This window comes from Thermosynechococcus sp. B1 (assembly GCF_030322985.1).
Taxonomy (GTDB): Bacteria; Cyanobacteriota; Cyanobacteriia; order Thermosynechococcales; family Thermosynechococcaceae; genus Thermosynechococcus.
Genome location: NZ_CP096573.1, coordinates 2350491 through 2370912 on the forward strand (window position 1 = coordinate 2350491; position 20422 = coordinate 2370912).

At 53.9% G+C, this 20422-nt stretch carries 19 protein-coding genes; 10 read left to right on the plus strand and 9 right to left on the minus strand.

Going from position 1 to position 20422, the window contains the following annotated elements:
- Positions 1-8 precede the first annotated feature (8 nt).
- Genes M0644_RS11635 through M0644_RS11645 form a run of 3 tightly spaced genes read left to right on the plus strand, consistent with a single transcriptional unit; the run spans position 9 to position 1961 of the window.
- The gene (locus M0644_RS11635; RefSeq protein ID WP_286625809.1) at positions 9-971 is read left to right on the plus strand and encodes an aldo/keto reductase; all 963 of its coding nucleotides are present in this window, start codon (positions 9-11) and stop codon (positions 969-971) included.
- A gap of 21 nt (positions 972-992) precedes the next feature.
- Positions 993-1169 carry a hypothetical protein gene (locus tag M0644_RS11640; protein WP_206200825.1) on the plus strand — a complete coding sequence of 59 codons (177 nt, stop codon included), beginning with the start codon at positions 993-995 and terminating at the stop codon, positions 1167-1169.
- The gene (locus M0644_RS11645) at positions 1170-1961 is read left to right on the plus strand and encodes a cobalt-precorrin-6A reductase (RefSeq protein ID WP_286625812.1); all 792 of its coding nucleotides are present in this window, start codon (positions 1170-1172) and stop codon (positions 1959-1961) included.
- Here M0644_RS11645 and ilvD read toward each other — a convergent pair.
- The 3 genes from ilvD to M0644_RS11660 are packed head-to-tail and all read right to left on the minus strand — an operon-like array spanning position 1924 to position 4920.
- Positions 1924-3606, minus strand: coding sequence for a dihydroxy-acid dehydratase (gene ilvD, locus M0644_RS11650; protein ID WP_149821036.1), 1683 nt, complete (start codon positions 3604-3606; stop codon positions 1924-1926). The two genes, M0644_RS11645 and ilvD, sit on opposite strands and share 38 nt — an antisense overlap.
- A gap of 41 nt (positions 3607-3647) precedes the next feature.
- Positions 3648-4625 (minus strand): stage II sporulation protein M, encoded by a 978-nt coding sequence (locus M0644_RS11655; RefSeq protein ID WP_286625813.1) that lies wholly within the window; start codon positions 4623-4625, stop codon positions 3648-3650.
- A complete protein-coding gene (locus tag M0644_RS11660; RefSeq protein ID WP_286625814.1) occupies positions 4615-4920 on the minus strand; it encodes a hypothetical protein in 306 nt (101 codons plus the stop codon). Before M0644_RS11660 ends, M0644_RS11655 begins: the two co-directional genes overlap by 11 nt.
- Positions 4921-5015: 95 nt before the next feature.
- On the opposite strand from M0644_RS11660, the gene M0644_RS11665 reads away from it, so the two are divergent.
- Positions 5016-5363, plus strand: a complete 348-nt coding sequence (locus M0644_RS11665; RefSeq protein WP_149821042.1) for a hypothetical protein — start codon at positions 5016-5018, stop codon at positions 5361-5363.
- Here the strand turns inward: M0644_RS11665 and mtnA are convergent.
- The 3 genes from mtnA to M0644_RS11680 form a co-directional block, all read right to left on the minus strand.
- Positions 5360-6427, minus strand: a complete 1068-nt coding sequence (gene mtnA, locus M0644_RS11670; protein ID WP_286625817.1) for an S-methyl-5-thioribose-1-phosphate isomerase — start codon at positions 6425-6427, stop codon at positions 5360-5362. The two genes, M0644_RS11665 and mtnA, sit on opposite strands and share 4 nt — an antisense overlap.
- 77 nt (positions 6428-6504) lie before the next feature.
- A complete protein-coding gene (locus M0644_RS11675) occupies positions 6505-7452 on the minus strand; it encodes an asparaginase (RefSeq protein WP_255451666.1) in 948 nt (315 codons plus the stop codon).
- A gap of 43 nt (positions 7453-7495) precedes the next feature.
- Complete coding sequence (locus M0644_RS11680; protein WP_149821048.1) at positions 7496-7987, minus strand: CGLD27 family protein; 492 nt, start codon at positions 7985-7987, stop codon at positions 7496-7498.
- A 186-nt stretch (positions 7988-8173) separates the two neighbouring features.
- Between M0644_RS11680 and M0644_RS11685 the strand changes: the two genes are divergently transcribed.
- From M0644_RS11685 to M0644_RS11700, 4 genes are all read left to right on the plus strand, one after another.
- On the plus strand, positions 8174-8788 hold the full coding sequence (locus M0644_RS11685; RefSeq protein WP_149821050.1) for a precorrin-8X methylmutase: 615 nt from the start codon (positions 8174-8176) through the stop codon (positions 8786-8788).
- Positions 8769-9320 carry a ribosome maturation factor RimM gene (gene rimM / locus M0644_RS11690; protein WP_149821052.1) on the plus strand — a complete coding sequence of 184 codons (552 nt, stop codon included), beginning with the start codon at positions 8769-8771 and terminating at the stop codon, positions 9318-9320. The genes M0644_RS11685 and rimM overlap by 20 nt, the downstream gene beginning before the upstream one ends.
- 199 nt (positions 9321-9519) lie before the next feature.
- On the plus strand, positions 9520-12405 hold the full coding sequence (gene infB, locus M0644_RS11695) for a translation initiation factor IF-2 (RefSeq protein WP_286625819.1): 2886 nt from the start codon (positions 9520-9522) through the stop codon (positions 12403-12405).
- Positions 12406-12470: 65 nt separating this feature from the next.
- The gene (locus M0644_RS11700; RefSeq protein WP_149821056.1) at positions 12471-13388 is read left to right on the plus strand and encodes an ABC transporter substrate-binding protein; all 918 of its coding nucleotides are present in this window, start codon (positions 12471-12473) and stop codon (positions 13386-13388) included.
- Between the two features lie 150 nt (positions 13389-13538).
- On the opposite strand, the gene M0644_RS11705 is transcribed toward M0644_RS11700, so the two are convergent.
- On the minus strand, positions 13539-13901 hold the full coding sequence (locus M0644_RS11705) for a hypothetical protein (protein ID WP_190278089.1): 363 nt from the start codon (positions 13899-13901) through the stop codon (positions 13539-13541).
- 118 nt (positions 13902-14019) lie between these two features.
- Complete coding sequence (locus tag M0644_RS11710) at positions 14020-15513, minus strand: pitrilysin family protein (protein WP_226971963.1); 1494 nt, start codon at positions 15511-15513, stop codon at positions 14020-14022.
- 316 nt (positions 15514-15829) lie between these two features.
- On the opposite strand from M0644_RS11710, the gene M0644_RS11715 reads away from it, so the two are divergent.
- Positions 15830-18358, plus strand: a complete 2529-nt coding sequence (locus M0644_RS11715; RefSeq protein WP_286625823.1) for an EAL domain-containing protein — start codon at positions 15830-15832, stop codon at positions 18356-18358.
- Here M0644_RS11715 and M0644_RS11720 read toward each other — a convergent pair.
- The gene (locus M0644_RS11720) at positions 18311-19729 is read right to left on the minus strand and encodes a sugar transferase (RefSeq protein WP_399374392.1); all 1419 of its coding nucleotides are present in this window, start codon (positions 19727-19729) and stop codon (positions 18311-18313) included. The genes M0644_RS11715 and M0644_RS11720 overlap by 48 nt on opposite strands.
- Positions 19730-19866: 137 nt before the next feature.
- On the opposite strand from M0644_RS11720, the gene M0644_RS11725 reads away from it, so the two are divergent.
- Positions 19867-20382: a cofactor assembly of complex C subunit B gene (locus M0644_RS11725; RefSeq protein ID WP_149821060.1), complete on the plus strand. Its 516-nt coding sequence runs from the start codon at positions 19867-19869 to the stop codon at positions 20380-20382.
- The last annotated feature ends 40 nt before the right edge of the window (positions 20383-20422 follow it).

Genomic DNA, 20422 nt, shown 5'->3' on the forward strand with positions numbered 1-20422 from the left:
GATTTCTTATGCAAACTCGCCCCCTCGGCCGCACAGAGATTCAAATTACACCGCTGATTCTTGGCACTTGGCAAGCAGGCAAACGCTGGTGGGTCGGTATTGAAGATGAGGAGTCCATTCGCACGATTCGTACCGCTGTCGAAGCAGGGATGACCACCATTGATACGGCTGAGGTCTATGGGGATGGTCATTCAGAGCGGATTGTGGCCGCCGCCGTGGGAGACTTGCGCGATCGCTGTGTCTATGCGACGAAGGTCTTTGCCAATCACTTGCGCTACAAAGAGGTGATTGCCGCCTGCGAGCGATCGCTGCGCAACCTCAACACCGACTACATTGATCTCTACCAAATTCACTGGCCCGCCGGTTCCTTTGGCTCGGAAATCGTGCCCATCGAGGAAACCATGCAGGCAATGGTGGAGTTGCAAGTGGCGGGCAAAATCCGTGCCATTGGGGTTTCCAACTTCTCCCGTGCCCAACTGGCCGAAGCAATGCAGTACGGACGCATTGACAGTATCCAGCCCCCCTATTCCCTGTTTTGGCGTTGGGCAGAAACAGAACTCATCCCCTTCTGTATTGAGCATGAGATTACGGTTTTGGCCTACTCCTCTCTGGCTCAAGGGTTACTCACGGGTCGCTTTGGCCCCGGCCACCAGTTCGATCCCGAAGATAACCGCGCCAAAAACCAACTTTTTCAGGGGGAAACTTACGCCCGTGCCCTTGAAGCCATTGAACTGATGAAGCCCATTGCCACCAGCTTGGGCACAACGATAGGGAATTTAGCCTTGGCGTGGCTACTCCATCAACCGCAAACCTGTGCCATTGTTGGTGCCCGCCATCCAGAGCAGGTGCTAGAAAATATCAAAGCGGCTGACCTCCACTTGGATGAGTCGATTTTGGCCATGCTCGATGAAATTAGCCAGCCAGTCATCGCCACCCTTGATTCGGAGAATCCAGTAATGTGGAAGTGGTAGTTCAGATTCACCAATGTGTTTATGGAACTCCTTGGTCTTGGTGCAATTGTTCTCTACTTCTTAATTGCCCTGCGCTTTTGGCAAGGGTTTCACCGCACGTACTACACACAATCGCGCTTTGTCCTCAGCGTGCTGTGGCTACCGCTGCTCATGAATAAGTCCTATCGGGAAAACTTTCGCCGCGCACTGCTGGGCTAGGTGACTGGGGCGATTTGGCTGATTGGCGGCACCCAAGAGAGTCGCTGGATTGCCCAATTAATTGTCTGCCAAGGGTTTCCCTGCTGGGTGAGCGTGACCACAGCGGCGGCCTGCCATCTTTATGACGCGCATCCGTTGTTGAGTTGCCATATCGAGCGCTTGACCCCTGAGCGTGCCCGTGAGTTTATCGAGCAACATTCGATTCGAGCCGTAGTGGATGCGTCCCATCCCTTTGCGGTGGCAATCTCTGCCCTTGCCATTGCCATCAGCCAAGAATTTGGCTTGCCCTACCTGCGCTTTGAACGCCCAGCATTTCCGCCAGTTCTTGGCATCTATACTGATTTGCCAACACTGCTGCAAGGGAATCTCCTCATGGGTGAGCGGGTGTTGCTGACCCTAGGAGTCAAACATTTGGCAGCTTTTGTGCCCCTCCAGCGTCAGGCTACCCTCTTTGCACGGATTTTGCCCACAACAAGCGCACTGGAGGCTGCCTTGGCGGCGGGGTTCGATCGCCAGCGCTTAATTGCCATTTTCCCCCCCGTATCGCGAGAGTTAGAGCGCGCCCTCTGGCAACAGTGGCAGATTACAACGGTGGTGACCAAGGCCTCGGGTACCGAGAGTGAGCAGATCAAACAGGCGATTGCCCGTGAGCTGGGGGTGAAGCTGATTACACTGCAACGCCCGCCTATGGTTTATCCGCGCCAAACAAGCGATCGCGCTGGTATCGAGGCCTTTTTGCAGGAATTAGCCACCTCTAAACAAAGCGATCAGTCACCGCCCCCAGACTACTAGAAGACACTAGCTTAGCATACTTGGCCAATACCCCACGGGTATAGCGAGGTGCCGGGGGCTGCCATTTAGCCCGCCGCGCTGCCAGTTCTTCCTCACTGACATTCAGTTGCAGCAGCCGCTGATGGGCATCAATGGTGATCGAGTCTCCCTCCTCCACAAGGGCGATCGTCCCACCCACTGCCGCCTCCGGAGCCACGTGACCCACAACCATGCCATAGGTTCCACCAGAGAAGCGACCATCGGTAATGAGGCCGACACTATCCCCTAAACCGGCACCAATAATGGCAGAGGTGGGAGCCAGCATTTCTCGCATCCCCGGACCACCCACAGGGCCTTCATAGCGAATGACAATGACATCGCCGGGGTTGATCTTGCCGGCAAGAATGGCATCAAGACAGGCTTCCTCGGAGTCAAAGACGCGGGCCGGCCCAGTAATTTGGGGATTTTTCACGCCGGAGATTTTGGCCACAGCCCCCTCACTGGCTAAATTACCCTTGAGAATGGTCAGGTGGCCAGTGGCGTAGAGAGGCTTGTCAAACGGACGAATCACCTCTTGGTTGGGGTCGGGGGTATTGGGCACATCCCGCAGCCGCTCGGCAATGGTTTCCCCCGTAATCGTGAGGCAATCCCCGTGGAGCAAGCCAGCATTGAGGAGCATTTTCATTACTTGGGGAATGCCCCCTGCCCGATGTAGATCCGCAGTCACGTATTTACCCGAGGGCTTGAGATCGCAGAGAACGGGCACCCGCTGGCGAATGGTTTCAAAGTCATCAATGGTGAGGGGAACCTCGGCACTGTGGGCGATCGCCAGAAAGTGCAGCACGGCATTTGTCGAGCCACCGATCGCCATAATCACACTGAGGGCATTTTCAATGGATTTGCGGGTGATAATATCGCGGGGTCGAATATTCTTACGAATCGCCTCCACCAGCACCTTGCCCGCTAACTCTGTATTGTCGGCTTTTTCAGCATCCTCCGCTGTCATTGTTGAGGAGTACATCAGGCTCATGCCCATGGCTTCAAAGGCTGAGGACATTGTGTTGGCCGTGAACATCCCGCCGCAGGAACCCGCCCCCGGACAGGCATGGTGTTCAATCGCATGGAGCGTCGCCTCATCCATTTTGCCGGCACTAAACTGACCCACGGCTTCAAAGGCGCTAACAACCGTCAGGTCTTGACCCTGCCAATGACCGGGCTTAATCGTGCCCCCATAGACAAAAATGGCGGGAATGTTCATCCGTGCCATGGCAATCATCGCGCCGGGCATATTTTTGTCGCAGCCACCGATCGCCAGCACCCCATCCATACTTTGGGCATTACAGGCGGTTTCAATTGAATCAGCAATCACATCCCGCGAGACCAAGGAGTATTTCATCCCCTCCGTGCCCATGGAAATACCATCGCTGACCGTAATTGTGCCAAACAACTGCGGCATCCCCCCCGCTGCGCGAATGCCTGCTTCGGCGCGACTGGCAAGGGCGGCAATCCCCATATTGCAAGGGGTAATCGTACTGTGGGCACTGGCCACCCCAACAATCGGCTTGTTGAAATCGTCATCGCCAAAGCCCACGGCTCGCAGCATGGCTCGGTTGGGGGTGCGTTGAACGCCTTCTGTAATGATGCGACTGCGCCAGTTTTCTGCCATAGTGTTCTCGCGATCGGCCTAAACGTCAATAAAGCATCCTTCTATTTTCCCTCACCCGTGGGCGATCGCTCTAGCGGCCAAGCCAAATAAAAGCCTAAAGCCGCAAACAACCCTAGGCCAGACAAATATTTCACACTGTTGGGAATCAGGGGATTGGGCGACCAGAAGCCCTCGATAATGCCCGCAATCACCAAGAGGGGAACAATGCCAAACATCAGTTGTGCTGCCAAAGCGCCATTGCGTTTGAGTGCGCTCAGGCGACGGTAACGCCCCGGCAAGAGAATCGCTTGCCCCAACAACAGACCCGCAGCGCCGGCCAGAAAAATTGCAGGCAGCTCCAAAGCACCATGGGAACTGACAAACGCCCAAAAGGGATACCCTAGGTTGTTTTGCGCCACCAAGGCAGCGATCGCCCCGATATGCAGACCGTTATTCCAGAGGATATAGAGGGTTCCTAGTCCCCCTAGGATGCCGCCCGCTAGCATTGTAAAAGCCACACTCAGGTTATTGGTCATAATGGCACTGGAGGCTAGGGGTTCAACCCCCACGATCGATCCCATCCAGAGCTTGCCCTCCTCTTCCACGAGGGACAGAATGTCTGAGGGCACCACCAGCTCCAAAAATTGGCGATCGCTCCACGCATACCACCAAGCGATCGCCGCCGCCACCAGAAATACCCCCAAGGCAAAGGCCGTATAGACCCATGTTTGCTGGACAACCGCTGGGAAGCCCCGCTGGAAAAACCACCAAACTTGGCGCCAATCTTGGGAGCGCTCACCCTGATAGACTTGGCTATAACTCCGCAAGGTGAGACCCTGCAAATAGTTGACGATGCTACTGCCCAAGCGGCGAGTTTTTGCCCGCGCTAAATCCGCACTAACCAAGCGGTACAACTGACTGAGGCGGCAAATCTCCGTTGCCGATAGCGCTTGAATCCCCTCTGTCTCAGCACGGTTGAGGAGGTGTTCTAGCTCTAGCCACTGCGGCTCTTGGCGGATCAGCCAGCGTTCAACATTCATGACTATCCGATTCCTCTTGAATTGCCCCCAAAAAAGACTCTAGGCGTTTGCGGGGAATGTAGGGCCAGCCGCCATTGGTTTCAATATCCCGCAGTAGTTTATAGAGCGCTTGGCGGTTGGTGGGCAAGGCCGCTTGAAACTGATTGTTACAAATTTCACGATGCAATTGCTCTAAAAGCCGCAGCAATGCCAACAGGTCATGGACATTTCCATTGGCTCGCTCAGCCGCGATACGGATCCGTTCAGCAAGGGCGTTGAGGTCGGTTGTACTTAAAGAGGATGGTGAGGAAATCATTTTTTCTATTTTTCTATAAAGCTTTTTGAACTAAGAATAACGATGTTCTAGCACAATTGCTACGATCGTATTACCAAAGAAAGAGGTTTCTGACCATGTTTCGGACACCTGTTGCCCTTGTGGGGGCAGCAACGTTGAGCCTCAGTCTGGCGATCGCCCCGCCTGCTTTCGCAGAAATGGAAGTGGAAGTGGCTCGCGACAGTAGAGGCCGTGTTTACACCGTGGATATGGATTCCCGTCGCTTTTATAGAAATAGGAATGGCATTATCCAAGTGGATTTTAGCCTCTCGACCCTTGGCGACGATTACTGGCATCGGGCAACCGCCTCCTGTAATCCCTATGACATTAAAAGTGAGTATTACGGTTGGGAGTGGACGGGAACCAAAAGCTATCCCCCCGGCACGATAGCGGGTGATATTGCCCGTGCGGTCTGTCGTCGTTAACCTGCTGCTGCACCAATACCCCGTGCAAGGTCAGCGGGAGCAAAAACCCCTAGCTCTGTGATAATGCCGCTAATTAAATGGGCAGGGGTGACATCAAAGGCAGGGTTGTAAAAATCTACCCCAGCGGGTGTAATGCGGCTAAACCCCACCTGATAAATTTCTTGAGGGTGTCGCTCCTCAATGGGAATTTCCGCCCCAGTGGCAATTTTGGTGTCAATGGTAGAAAGGGGGGCGGCGACAAAGAAGGGAATGTTGTGGGCTTTGGCGGCAAGAGCCACACTATAGGTACCAATTTTGTTGGCGGTATCTCCATTCAGGGCAATGCGATCGGCACCCACCACCACCGCATCAATCATCCCCCGCTGCATACAGTGCGCCGCCATCGTATCCGCCAGCAGGGTGACAGGAATGCCCTCTTGCACACATTCCCAAGCGGTTAATTTCGCTCCCTGAAGACGAGGACGAGTTTCATCGGCATAGACTCGCTCCAAGCGACCCGCCGCCCAAGCCGCACGCACCACCCCTAACGCTGTTCCATAGCCTGCTGTCGCTAGGGCACCGGCATTGCAGTGGGTAAGCAAGCGCAACTTCTCGGGTGTTTTCGGCAGGACACTAAGGCCGTTTTCACCAATGGCTTGACAGGTTTGCACATCTTCACGGGCAATGGTTTGGGCGGTTTCAAGAAGGTGCTGCTGGAGTTCCTCAAGGCTAGCTGTGGCTTGCTGGGCTGCCCCAAGCATGCGATCGATGGCCCAAAATAAATTCACTGCCGTGGGGCGGGTTTGCCGCAATTCGGAAGCGACATTCTCTAGGTGAGCCAAGAAGCCCTCGCGATCGCTCCCTGTGTATTCCCGTGCCCCTAAGACCATACCAAAAGCTGCTGCCACACCAATCGCTGGCGCACCCCGTACAATCATCGTCCGAATGGCGGTGGCCATCTCCGCTGCGGTGGTGATGTCCTTGAGTTCATACTGTTCTGGCAAGCGGGTTTGGTCAATTAACTGCACGCGATTGCCCGCCCACACCACAGGAAAGATGGTTCCGACATTTGCTGTGACAGCCACAACAGCCTCCGTGCTCACTAAAATTGAATACAAATCATAACCCAAGGGAGAGCCTATTCAGGCTAGAATCTAGCCCCCTAGGCAAAGGTCAGTTCACCATTCACCTCGAGACGGGTAAATTGGTTGGGAATCAGAAACTGCTCCCCCAAGGCTTCCGCCACACTGGGAGTAATCCAGCCCAGTTGCTTCAACAGTTGAATGGCAACGGCATACTTAGCACGCTTCGCACCATCACTCACCTTAATCGCCAATCCCATCCCTTCGCCCACACGACCCACACACTGAATCCCCTCAGCTCCGGACTTACTGAGGATTTCCCCCTCCGTGAGGCGCATCAGCTCGCTATCAAAGGCACCGGGACCGGCAACAAAATCAGGGTGGTGGGTCATGGCACGAACGACGCGCTCCATTGCCCAGTCATTGCCCGAGGCCAGTTGGCCGTAAAGGGTAGCCATCTGCACCAGTTGCATCAAATACGTGGGCGCCCCACAGTCGTCGTGGGCACAGATAAATTCTGCGGCGGGCATCTTCAGTAGTTCCGCCACCTTGGAGAGGATCAGAGCCTGAACGGGGTGATTTTTGTGCAGATAACTTGCCAATGGCCAATTACGCTGTTGACAAACCGCTAGCATCCCCGCATGTTTACCCGAACAGTTGTGCTGCAGTGCCCCTTGGCGGCCGGGGGGAACGGGACATTGCAAGGCGGTGGGATCCACATCGGCACGCCAGAGGATGTTAAAGACTTGGCGCACTTGCTCAATACGACCTTGGTGAGAGCTACAGATAATCGCGAGGTCGCGATCGCTCAAGTCAAACCGCTCCATCGTTCCCGTGGTGGTCACTGCCAAGGCTTGAAAGGGCTTGAGGGCAGAGCGGATAAAAGCAGCGGTTTCAGCGTTTCCTGCAAGGGCAAGAATTCGCCCCCGGGCGTCACAGACCACGGCATGGGCATGGTGGCGCGACTCAACAATCCCTTCCCGCAGTAAGCAAACATCGAGGAGAGGGGCTTGGGTGCGTTTGGACATAGGTTCGGTCATGCAGGTCAATGAGCAACAATATCAGCAGCAGCTACAGGAGTGCCCAAGCAAGGGTCAGTCCCAAAGAAAAGATCACGAGCGCCAAAAGGGTTACCTGTAACCGTTGTAAAATCGGGCGCAACTCGTAGGTATAGATCAGGCGATCTTGAGCCAATTCAGCTTCGGGTTTTTGCCACTCCTGACCGTCGTACCAGCCTGTTTCCTCATAAATGACGGTGGGACGGTGCAGGCGATCGCCCACGTAGGCCCAACCGAGTACAAGGCGCAAAAGAATCAGCAACAGCAGGAAGTTTGCTCCTAGCGCCCCAGCGAAGAAAACATGTAGGGGTGCCTCTTTCAGAGAAAAGCTGGCGATCGCCACCGGTCCACTGACTAGCCAAGCCATCCCCCACAGCAGTAGCAAACGCCGTTGAAAGCGTGGCCGCGGCCAACTCGACCATTCAAAAAACCAAGAGGCTTTGAGGTCACGATATTCGTTGATCGGTCGTTGATCTGCCGGGACAGGACAGAGAATCTGAGACACAGTGGCACAAGTTCAAGGACGCTGTTTCCAGCATACCAGTCTCGCTGAAATCGTGGATCGCCACACCATGCATGAAATCGGGCGATCGCCCCGTACACTAGAGGGTGTCACGCCTACCCCGCGTCTAGTGGGGGGAAAACTTTGTTGCTATATTGATTATTCCCTAGCTCCCTTGCGGCACCTTTGATGGAATGGCACCAGTCTGACGTTGCACAACTACGGGTTATTGACCAGTTGCTGGCCGGGCACAACCTGAGTCCAGCACAGTACGATATTACGCGCCGTGTGATTTATGCGACGGGGGATTTAGAATATCTGAATTTGATTGTCTATTCAGAGCAGGCCCTGCAATCCGGTGTGGCTGCCCTTGCCGCTCATACCCCGATTGTGGTGGATGTGACGATGGTGCAGGTGGGGGTGCTCTCCTACACCCAAAACACCTTTGGCAATCCCATTTACTGTGGGGCAGAAACCTTCACCCGTCCGCAGCAGGAAAAGTCCCGCATTGCTTTTGGCATAGAAACCTTGGCACGACGCCATCCCACGGCTATTTTTGTCCTCAGTAGTGATCATTCAGCCCTAGAACCTCTCCTGACTTTAGTGGAGGCTCAGGAAATTCGCCCTGCCTTAATTATTGACGCTGCCCCCAATTTTCTCCCCCCCATTTTGGATCGCCTGCAAAAGTCTTGGGTGCCCCACATCTCCATTAAGGGTTGCAAGGGGGGCGTGAGCGTTGCCACAGCAATTATGAACGGTTTACTCAAGTTGGCTTGGACGGCCTATGGTGACCCCCTTCCCTGAGACAAGTGAATGGCTCTGTATCGGCCAAATTGTCGGTGCCCACGGCCTGCGGGGGGAGGTGAAGGTCAAGCCCTTTAGTGATTTTCCCGAACGCTTTACCGTAGCGGGTTCTCGTTGGTTGCGATCGCCCCGGCAGCTCCAACCCTATGCGGTTACCCTCGTGCGCGGGCGATTTTTACCCCGTGTCGAACAGTTTGTGGTTACCTTTGCCGAAGTCAGCGATCGCACCGCAGCGGAGGCACTCAAGGGGGCAGAAATTTTAGTCCCCGCTAGCGATCGCCCACCCCTTGCTGCAAATGAATACCACCTCATGGACTTGATTGGACTCGCCGTGTATCACCACGGTGAGCGAGTTGGCGAAGTGGTGGGCTTGGTCAATGCCGGCAATGACCTACTAGAAGTGCAGTTACTCGACCCAGCGCAAGAAGCCCGCCGATCAGTGTATATTCCTTTTGTGCCAGCCATCGTGCCGCTGGTTGATCTAGCAGCCCGCAGAATTGAAATTGATCCCCCCTTGGGGCTGTTGCCCTGATCAATCCCTACCAAAATCGTTAATAATAGGGATACTTCTATTTTTTAGCCCCGACTCTTGAGATTGTTGTTGAGTGAGTTGCCCCAACCCATCCCTTAAAACCCATTAATTCCACCTTGACGGTAGCCTTTACTTGAGCGATCGCGATCGCCCTACCGTTTGCCCCTTTGTAGAGATTTCAGAGCCTTTGAGAGACAGCATGAGCATTGGTAAAGTTCGCATTTATGACCTATCAAAAGAACTCAACCTAGATAATCGAGATTTATTGGCGATCTGTGAACAGTTGGGAATTGCCTATAAAAGTCACAGCAGCACAATTTCCGATGCCGATGCCGATCGCATTCGCGAAGCTGCCAAAACCTATCAACCCCATAGTGCCTCTCCCCGTAAAGTTTCAAAAACACCTCCTCCTGTGAAGAAAGCCGCAGCCCCTCCAAAAACGCAGCAAATTGTTGCTGTCCACACTCAACCCCGCTCTGAGACACCAGAAGCGCCCAAGCCTCAATTACAACAACCTCCCGCTCGTCCCCAAGCACCGCAGCCCCCTGCGCGACCCACACCCCCTGCGCCGGTTGCCACCAAGCCAGTGGAACCTGTGGCGCCCAAACCCCCTACACCTCCCGCAAAACCCGAACCGACACCACCGCGTCCAGCGCCTACTTTAGTCCCCCCGCCCGCCCGCCCCACCAAGAAAGCGGAAAAAGTCGCTGCGGCTCCCCCGCCCCGCAAAGAGCTAAAGGAACCCCCCAAAAAAGAAAAGGTGGCGATCGCTCCTGCGAAATCCAGCAGTCAAGATCGCATTGAAATTGTCCAGCGGGCAGTTCCCCCGGCACCCGTCAAGCCCCCGGAAATGGCGCCCAAGCCAGCTTTACCAGAGCTACAACCGCCACCCAAACCCGTTGCGCCAGTCCTGCGGGCACCAAATCCACCCAAGCCCGTCACCGAAACCGTTGAGGTACTCGATGACAAGTCCGTTAGCAAAGTCATCAAAGACCGCCACCGTCACAAAGACTTTGATGATGAGGAGAACAAACGGAAATCCTCTCGCGTTGTCAAGTTGCGTGAAGAAGTCATCGACGAAGAGGAAGAACTAGAACTCACCAGCCGTTTGGTCGGGGCACACCAAGTAACCGTTGATGTCAGCCAATCGCTGCAACGGCCACCCAAGCCCAAGGCGCCTCGTCCTGCCCGCCCCGTTACACCAGCGGCGAAAACCGAAAAAAGCAGCGAGAAAAAACAACCCCGCCATCGCGATCGCCGTCACGAAGAGCCAGCCGAAGCACCACCGCCCGATCACATTACGATTGAAGGCCCGATGTCAGTGCAGGAGTTGGCCAGTTTAGTGCGTCGCCCCGAAGCGGAAATCATTAAAATTCTCTTCTTTAAGGGAATTGCCGCCACCATCAACCAAACCCTTGAGGTGGAAACAATTGAACTCGTGGCCAAGGAATTGGGGATTACGGTGGAAACGGCACAGCAGAAAGCCGAGGCCACAAAAGTCACCGAAATGCTGGAGTCGAGCGACCTCGATCACCTGCAACGGCGTCCACCCGTAGTCACGATTATGGGTCACGTGGATCATGGCAAAACCAGCCTTCTCGATGCCATTCGCAATGCCAAAGTGGCCCAAGGGGAAGCAGGCGGCATCACCCAACACATTGGCGCCTACCACGTGGATGTCGAACACAACGGCGAAAAACATCAGGTCGTCTTTCTCGATACCCCCGGTCACGAAGCCTTTACCGCCATGCGGGCACGGGGGGCACGGGTCACCGATATTGCTGTTCTCGTGGTTGCTGCCGATGATGGGGTGCAACCTCAAACCATTGAAGCCATTAGCCACGCCAAAGCAGCTAAAGTGCCGATCATTGTCGCCATTAACAAAATTGACAAAGAGTCTGCCCAACCGGAGCGGGTCAAGCAGGAACTCACCGAATACGGCTTGGTGCCCGAAGAGTGGGGGGGCGACACGATTATGGTTCCCGTCAGTGCCCTGCAACAGCAAAATCTCGATACGCTCCTAGAAATGATCCTGCTGGTGGCTGAGGTGGAGGATCTCTACGCCAATCCCGATCGCCCTGCCAAAGGCACCGTCATTGAAGCCCACTTGGATCGGGCACGGGGACCTGTGGCCACATTGCTGGTACAAAACGGTACCCTGCGGGTCGGCGATATTCTGGTGGCAGGTGCCTGTTTTGGTCGGGTTCGCGCCATGATTGACGATCGCGGGCAGCGTGTCGAGGCAGCAACCCCCTCCTTTGCTGTCGAAGTCTTGGGTCTGGCGGATGTCCCTGCTGCCGGGGATGAATTTGAAGTCCTCAGCGATGAAAAAGCCGCCCGTGCCCTTGTGGAGGAGCGAGCCGCCGCTCAACGCCAATCCCGCCTTGCCCAAGCCGCAGCCGCCCGGCGGGTCTCCCTTACCTCGTTGTCCAGTCAAGCCCGCGAAGGGGAACTCAAGGAACTCAATCTCATTCTCAAAGCCGACGTTCAAGGTTCCGTCGAGGCGATTTTGGCGGCCCTCAACCAACTGCCCCAAGATCAAGTACAGTTGCGAGTCTTGTTGGCTGCCCCCGGCGAAATTACTGAAACCGATGTTGACCTTGCCGCCGCCAGTAGTGCCGTCATCATTGGCTTTAATACGACCCTTGCCTCAGGGGCACGCCAAGCGGCTGAGCAGCACAATGTTGATGTCCGCGAATACAACATCATCTATAAGCTCCTCGATGATATTCAAGGGGCAATGGAGGGGATGCTGGAACCCGAACTGGTCGAGGAAGAACTGGGTCAAGCCGAAGTGCGAGCTATCTTCCCCCTCAGCAAAGGAGCTGTGGCCGGTTGTTATGTCCTCAATGGCAAGCTCGTGCGCAACTGCAAAGTACGGGTGCTGCGCCAGCAAAGCGTCATTCACACAGGCATCTTGAGTTCGCTAAAACGCCTGAAGGACGATGTCCGCGAAGTTGCGGCGGGCTACGAATGTGGTGTGCGCTTGGATGATTTTCAACAATGGCAGGAAGGAGATATTATTTACGCCTTCCAAACAGTAACAAAACGTCGTAGTCTTGGCAGCGGTAGCGATAGAAACTAAACTGAGTCAAAGTTGATCAATTGATAACTCTAAATTCAAGATCAACCTGATGTGAGGAGAGCGCTATGGGACTGCACCGTCGTACGTTTTTGCGCCGTGTGGCACAGGGGATGGGGGCAATCGCGATCGCCACAGGGAGTAAAACCCTACTCACGGCCTGTGCCGGCAATGTCGATTCGACCTCTGGAACGTCAACTACGGGCACTGTCTCCAGCAAAGGTCTCCTCAATCCCGGTACATTGGCTTGGGGGGCTGAGGCGATTAGTGGTGCTCCCTACGTTTTTTACGACCCAGTTGATCCCGGTAAGTTGATTGGCTTTGAGGTGGAAATTGCCGACGCGATCGCCCAACTAATGGGGGTCAATGCCGTATTCGTTGCCACTGCCTACGATCAACTGTCCGCTGCCCTTGCCGCCAATCGCTTTGACATGATTCTTAACGGTTGGGAGATCACCACCGATCGCGATCGCACCCAACTCTTTTCCCAGCCCTACTATCGCTATGGCCAACAGATCGTTGTCCGAGCCAATGACCCCCGTTTTGAGCAATACACTGCCACGAGTGAAGTCACACTGGCCAATCTGGCTGGCATGACTGTCGGCACTGGCATTGGCTACAAAGCCCAAGAAATTCTTGAAAGGGACAAAAACATTAAAACCCGTGCCTACGATGGCAACCTGCCCTTTGATGATCTCGCCCAAGGGCGGATTGATGCCGTGATGCTAGACTATCCGATTGTTGCCTACTATGTTCTTGGCGCCGGTCCGGGGGGCACAGTGAACAATAGCCTGCGTCCAATTGGTGTCCCGATCTTTTTGAATAACTATGTGATTGCCTTTAATAAGAACAACCCCAAAGGAGAAACCCTCAAAACAGAAGTTGATCAAGCCATCGACATCCTCAAGAAGGACGGCACATTACGCCGCATCTACGAAAAATGGAAAATGTGGAATGATCAACAGACCCAAATTGGGATTGTGTGACATCCTCCCGACGCTGACCCTACGGTTCTCAACCTCACTTCTCGCTTGTGGGGCGAGGGATGACTAAAATCGTGAGGATGGTATTAGGGAGCAGGGCAAGCAGGTTAATCCAGCGGCTCATACTTGGATCCTACTCCCTTGTATCCAGTATTAACCCAATTGATTGAGGGGAGGCTGGCCACGCATTTGCCGTAAGGCATTTAGACACAGGGGACAATCACAGCCAAATAGCGCGATCGCGGTATTACTTTCTTCCTCAGTAAACTCTAGTACAGGAGGGGGCAGCGAACCATTATCACGACTGGCTTGCAGTTTTGTTTCCTGAGCGCCTAGGCGAGTACAGACCAGTTGAAACTTCTGGTGGGGATTAGTGACACACTCACTGCTTTCTGGAGGTGGCACGGGAATGGGGGTACTGAGTTGGGCATGGGCAGGTGCAATCAATGCGACCAAGCTCAGGACGGATCCCAAAAAGGTAGGGCTGACTAAAAGAGCGAGACGCAAAGCTGACATAGGGTTTCCTCACAACTTGTTACTTGATTTTGGAAAAGGTCTGTATCGCTAGTCTAACGATGATTGCTTGATTTGGCACAGCCGCGCAATATTCTGAATGCGAAAGCTCATCTTGCTCTTAGGATTGAGATTGTCGTTGCTGGCAATTTGTCGTAGGGCAGGGGATGCGATCGCCCACAATCAGGGTACGCCACTGTTCTGGTTTTAGGCGGGTTTGTGCCACCCGTTGCAGATCTGCTGCCGTTGCGGCTTTAACGGCTCGCTGATAGCGGAAGATAAAATCCTTGGGCAAATCGTAGTATTCGTAGCGCAGGAGACGATTGAGAATTTGCAGGCGATCGCGAAAATTAAAGACAAAGGAGTTGAGAATACTGTCTTTGGCGTAGTTCAGTTCTGCGGCACTAACGGGTTCCTGTTGCAGTCGCTGGATTTCCTGCCGTAGGGCGCTGAGAAACTTGGCTGTGGTTTCTGTTTGCGTTTGGCCAACGCCATAAAACACCCCCGGATAGTCAAATTCGGGACTCCAAGCGGCATAAACACTATAGGCCAAGCCCTGGCGCGATCGCACTTCATTGAAAAGACGCCCACCAAAGCCATTGAGAACCCCATTGAGAACATAGAAGTTAAACACGTCCGGATCTTTGAGCGTCCCCCCCAATTGCCCCGTGTAGATATAGCTTTGGGAGAGATGGGGGCGATTAATCACCACCGTTGTTGGCGACGTATCAACTGTTACCCTAGGTAAGGGGGGCAAAGGAGGTAAATTCGGTGGATCTTGCCATGAGCCAAAAATTGCTTCAAGGCGATCGCCCATTTGCGAGGCATCAAAGTCGCCCACCAAGCCCAAAATACAGCGGGAGGGAGCGAGGTACCTGCGGTAAAACTGCTGCACATCCGCCGGTGTGATCTTGGCAAGGGTCTCTAACTCTTGGGTGCGGGCATAGGGACTCTCAGCACCGTAGATCAGCTTGTAAAATTCCCGTTCTGCTTGGGCATTGGGTTGATCATCGCGGCGTTGAATGATCCCTTGCCGCCGCCGAATCGCCAGTTCAAATCGCTCTGGTTCTACTGCTGGCGCTTGGAGCATCTCCGCTAGTTGGCTTAGAACCGCTTCACTGTGTTCCTTGAGGCTGTTGAAATTAATCCGCCCTAAACTTTTGCCGACACCCGATTCAATGGCTGCTGCTCGATCCTCAAGCCATTGGTCAATTTCAGCGGCACGATGAACTTGGGTGCCACCCGTGCGAATCAGGTCGCCACTGACTTCTGCCAAACCCACCTGAGCCGGCGGATCCCAACGACTACCTGCCCGAAAGATTAAGGTGCCTCGCACCAAGGGCCACTCGTGATCCTCTAGGAGATAGACCACCATCCCATTGGCCAACTGACGGCGTTCATAGGCCGGCACTTGAATTTCCGGTAAGGGGGGAAATGTCAGCTCAGTGTAGTGCTTGGGGGTCATGGCTGCTGCCAAAGGGGGTGGGATCAACCATAGCAGGAGAGCCACTACGAGTCCAAGGCAAAGCGATCGCCCCACTGGACGGCGTCTTTGGAGCCAGACAGCCATCGAGAGAAAAAGAATAAAAATAATCCGATAGGATGAAGCCAACATATAACTGTTTTCTAAATTATGGGATATGTGAGGGGGATATCATCCTCTCCCAGAGCAGCTTTCACAGTTTTAAGTGTGTTCCATCGATGTGAAAAAGACTGCCACCCATGAAAATTACATTACACTGTTAAGAAATGCTTAACTTATTCCAAGTATTGTCAGGATAAAGACTGCACTGCAACCCAGTAAATTTTCTGTAAACAGAATAAAATCTCACGTCCTAGAATAGCAAGTGAGTCTCTTCATCAATACCGGCTTGATTGGGGAGTTTCTAGTGAAAACCGTTCCGTCATGAGAATTTGCCGAGGCGATTGATGTGAAGTCTGATCCGCCGAAGAAGTGGCGCCATCTTCTCGTTATTGAGGATCAAGAGGGTCGGCGTACCATTCCCTTGGAAGCCAGTACCTATACAATTGGGCGACATCCCAGTAATACGATTGTTCTTAAGTCGCCAATGGTTTCCCGTCAGCACGCTGTTTTGCTACGGGTTTTGGATCCCAGCAGTGGTAATTTTTTCTTTCGCCTCATTGATGGCGATCTACAAGGGAAGCGCAGTGTCAATGGTCTGACGGTCAATGGCAAGCCCTGTCAATCCCACATTCTCCAGCATAAGGATTTGATCGTCTTTGGGGGTGATGTGCGTGCCCGCTACCACGCGATCGCCAATATTTCTGACTCCGGGTTCAATCGCTACACCCGCGCCCTCGAAGCATCAAGTATCTCAGATCAAGACGTGGCCTCTTTGGGGGGTGCCTTCGTCAGCAGTGAAATGTCTGAGGTGACCGAAATCCAACTGCTGCGGTTGTCCTCTTTTCCAGAGTTAAGTCCCTATCCGATCATTGAACTGGCTCCCAATGGCCAAATTACCTATCTCAACCCAGCGGCCATTCAGGAATTTCCCGATCTTGGGGAACCAGATGTGCAGCATCCGCTGCTATCGCGCCTCAAAAGCTGGTCGTTGCAGGAAAAGCGATTTTCTGTTGAAGAAATCAACGTTGGCGATCGCACCTACGAAGTGACAATCCATCTGCTGCGGGAGAGCCAATTAATTCGCTGCTACATTACCGATATTACTGAACGCAAACGTTCTGAACTCGCCCTGCGCATTAGTGAAGAACGCTATGCTCTGGCAGCTGAGGGCGCCAATGATGGCCTTTGGGATTGGCAAATTAGCGATCGCTCGATGTATTATTCTCCCCGCTGGGAACTGCTGGTTGGCGAAACCCCCGGTACCCTACAACCCACCATCGAGGAATGGTGGCGGCGTGTCCACCCCGATGACCTAGAGCAGCTACGCCAGAGCATGAAGGAGCATCTTCTCAGTACCCGTCCCCATTTTGAGTGTGAGTTTCGGATTAAACACGCCGATGGCAGTTACCGTTGGATGCGATCGCGAGGCAAAGCCCTGCGCAATGAAGAGGGGCAGCCCTATCGCATGGCCGGTTCGATGACCGATGTCACAGAGTACCACTTGATTCAGGAGCAAATTCTCCACGATGCGCTGCACGATGCCATGACGGGGCTACCCAACCGGGTGCTCTTTATGGATCGGCTGACGCAGGCCATTACCCGCCGCGTGCGACGTCCCAACTCCCTCTTTGCGGTGCTGTTTTTAGATGTGGATCGCTTTAAGGTGATCAACGATAGCTTGGGGCACTTAGCTGGGGATCAACTCCTGATTGGCATTGGCCAGCGACTGACGGCCTGTACCCGCGCTGAGGACACGATCGCCCGCCTTGGGGGTGATGAATTTGCCATTCTCTTGGAGGAGTTAACGACTCCCGCCCAAGCGATCGAAGTGGCAGAACGAGTGCTAGTGGCTCTGAGCCGTCCCTTTCTCCTTGAGGGGCATGAAGTCTTTACCAGTGCCAGTATTGGCATTGCCTTCCCCAGCGAGGAAAGCAAAACGGCTGAGGACTTATTGCGAGATGCGGATACCGCCATGTACCGCGCGAAATCCTTGGGCAAAGCTCGCTATGAAGTCTTTAGCATGACGATGCGTGCCCAGAGCATTGCCCTGATGCAAATGGAAACTGATCTGCGACGGGCGGCAGAGCGCGATGAATTTTTGGTGTACTATCAACCGATTGTTGATCTATCAACGCTCAATATTGTCGGCTTTGAAACGCTGCTGCGCTGGCAACATCCCGAACGGGGAATCGTCTCCCCTAGTGAATTCATGACTGTCGCCGAAGAAACGGGTCTGATCCTACCCATTAGTTGGTGGGTGATGGCAGAAGCCTGTCGGCAAATGCAACGCTGGTCAAAGGTGTTTCCCCGCAGTCGCGGTTTAAGCATTAGTGTCAACCTCAGCGGTCGTCATTTCCAGCAAGCGGATCTGCTGCTCAACTTAAGATCAATTTTGTCAGAAACAGAATTTCCCGCTGAGCGACTGCGCCTTGAGGTGACCGAGGGCATCTTGATTGACAACAAGGAGGTGGCGATCGCCACCCTTGAGGAAATTCGCGCCATGGGCATTGGCGTGTATATGGACGACTTTGGTACAGGATATTCTTCCCTGAGTTATTTGCACCGTTTTCCCATTGACACACTAAAAATTGATCGCACGTTTATTTCCGCTCTCAACAATGAGGAATCTTCGGCGACAATTGTGCACACGATTCTCATGCTGGCGCATTCTTTGCGGTTGAAGGTGGTGGCGGAGGGTATTGAAACACGCGATCAGTATCGCGTTCTTCAGGCGCTTGGCTGCAACTATGGCCAAGGTTATTTCTTTGCCCGCCCCCTCTCAGCTCAACAGGTGGAACAGTTATTTGCCAGCCAATTGTTGCCGCACCTAGTACGCCCCACTGCCAAAAAGCACAATACGCACCGTCTCCACTAAAATTTCCAAATCCAGATTGAGCGACCAATTGTCAATGTAGTAGAGGTCAAGGCGTGCCGCTTCATCAAAGTTGCCAATCTCAGAGCGGCCAGAAATTTGCCACAGCCCGGTAATCCCTGGCATCACCTGATGGCGAATATGGTGCCAAGAATGAAAACGGGCAACATCCCGCAGGGGTAGCGGACGCGGCCCCACTAAGCTCATGTCTCCCCAGAGGACATTAAACAGTTGCGGCAGTTCATCAATGCTGGTCTTGCGCAGGAAACTGCCGAGGCGCGTGCAGCGGGGGTCGTTTTTGACCTTGAAGAGAATGCCATCGGCGGATTCATTTTGTGTTTCCAACTGCGCTTGGAGTTGCGGGGCATCGGCTCGCATGGTGCGAAATTTCCACATCTGAAAGACTTGGCCGTGGAGTCCTACCCGCTCTTGGCGGAAAAAGACAGGCCCTGGGGAGGTGAGTTTGATGGCGATCGCCACCACGATAAAGAGGGGTGCCAGCACCACGATGCCAAAGAGTGCCAAAATCACGTCCAAATAGCGCTTCAGCCGATATTCCCAACCATTGAGATACGTCATATCTACCCGCAGGGTGGGCAAAGCCGCCACAATTTCCGGGGTGCCGCGGCGGTAGAGCATTTCCAAGCTGGAGGGGATCAACCGTAGGGCAATGCCATGTTGGCGTAGCTGCCAATAGAGGGCTGAAGCGAGATGGGCTGGGGGGAGGCCTTCTACAATCACCTCTTGGGCTTGACAGTTGAGAATCTCGGTCAGGGTTTCCGGTTCATTGGCCATGGTGGCGATCGCCCTGCCGACAATCTTATAGTTCGAGCGTTGCTCTAGTAGGCTGCTGAGATGCTCCTGTCGCTCCGGGGGCGCCACCAGAAAAGCGCGAATCGGTTGCCGTAGGGTGCAAATTTTAAACGCCAGACTCACGGCTAAGCGCAAGATCACGGCGAAAACCACACTGAGACCCCAAGCACTAAAAAACAGTGAGCGAGGCAAATCTACCTTGGGATCATAGAAGTAGGCGATCGCCAGTGCCAACAAATAGCCCAAGCTCAGTACCTTAGCAAGGCGCAGATAATTTTTCCAATGGCCGCGCGGGTGATACAGCCCACTCACAGCAATCAAAAACAATAGACCAGTGGCAAAGAGCCAAAAGACACTGGGCAATCCCAGCCAGTACCACGCTGCTAAATCAGGGGGCAACGGCGCATAGAAGCGATTGAGTTGTAAGCCCAACTTCCAAGCCAACACCAACCCCACGAGGTCACTGGTCAATAGCAGCAGGGCAAAGGCCGTTTCTGAGCGTAACCACATCCGACGGCAGCGGGGTGCCCGAATATCGCGGGGAGACGTGTGAGACCGCATCATGGAGCAACACAACAACAATGGCTAGGGTTTAGTATTCCGCAGAACCCCAAGGGGCGATCGCGGTGCAATATCTCTTTGCAGACCCCCATAAATCCTTGACAATAAGAGACAAACAGTCCATTTACCTAACCTCCATGTCCAGCGATTTAATTTATCCTTCCACTCTCTTACTCACGAGTCTCTTGGCCGTCGGATTTGTGTTTTTTATTCGTGCTTCCACCAAAGAACGCATTGAAACCAAAGAATGGCTCATTGCCCAGCCCATTGCTGAACTTGCTCCCCGCCTCAAGCAGTATTTCCAGCAGCGGGGCTACCGCCTGCATACCGTCAGTGCTGATGGCAGTGAAGTGACGTTTCAGGGAAATGTTGCCGCTAGTCCCTTTTTGGCCGCATTGCTTTTTGGCCTTGCCGTCTCCGGTGCCACAGCGATCGCCCTTGTGTTGACCGTTCTCTTTCCCGATCGCGGCATTCTGGCCTTTGGTCTGATTGGCCTGACGCCCATTGCCCCGTGGTTCTATTGGCGAGGTGCCCAACGGCTCGAAACCGTCAAACTCTCTTTGCAACCCCATGCGATCGGTACCCAAGTCACCCTAGAGGGACACCGCGATGAACTAATGACTTTCGAGAACACGGTGTTGGGAGCTTTGTAGGCTGCCTTCTTGGCTGAGGTGCATAACGGAAAAAACATCA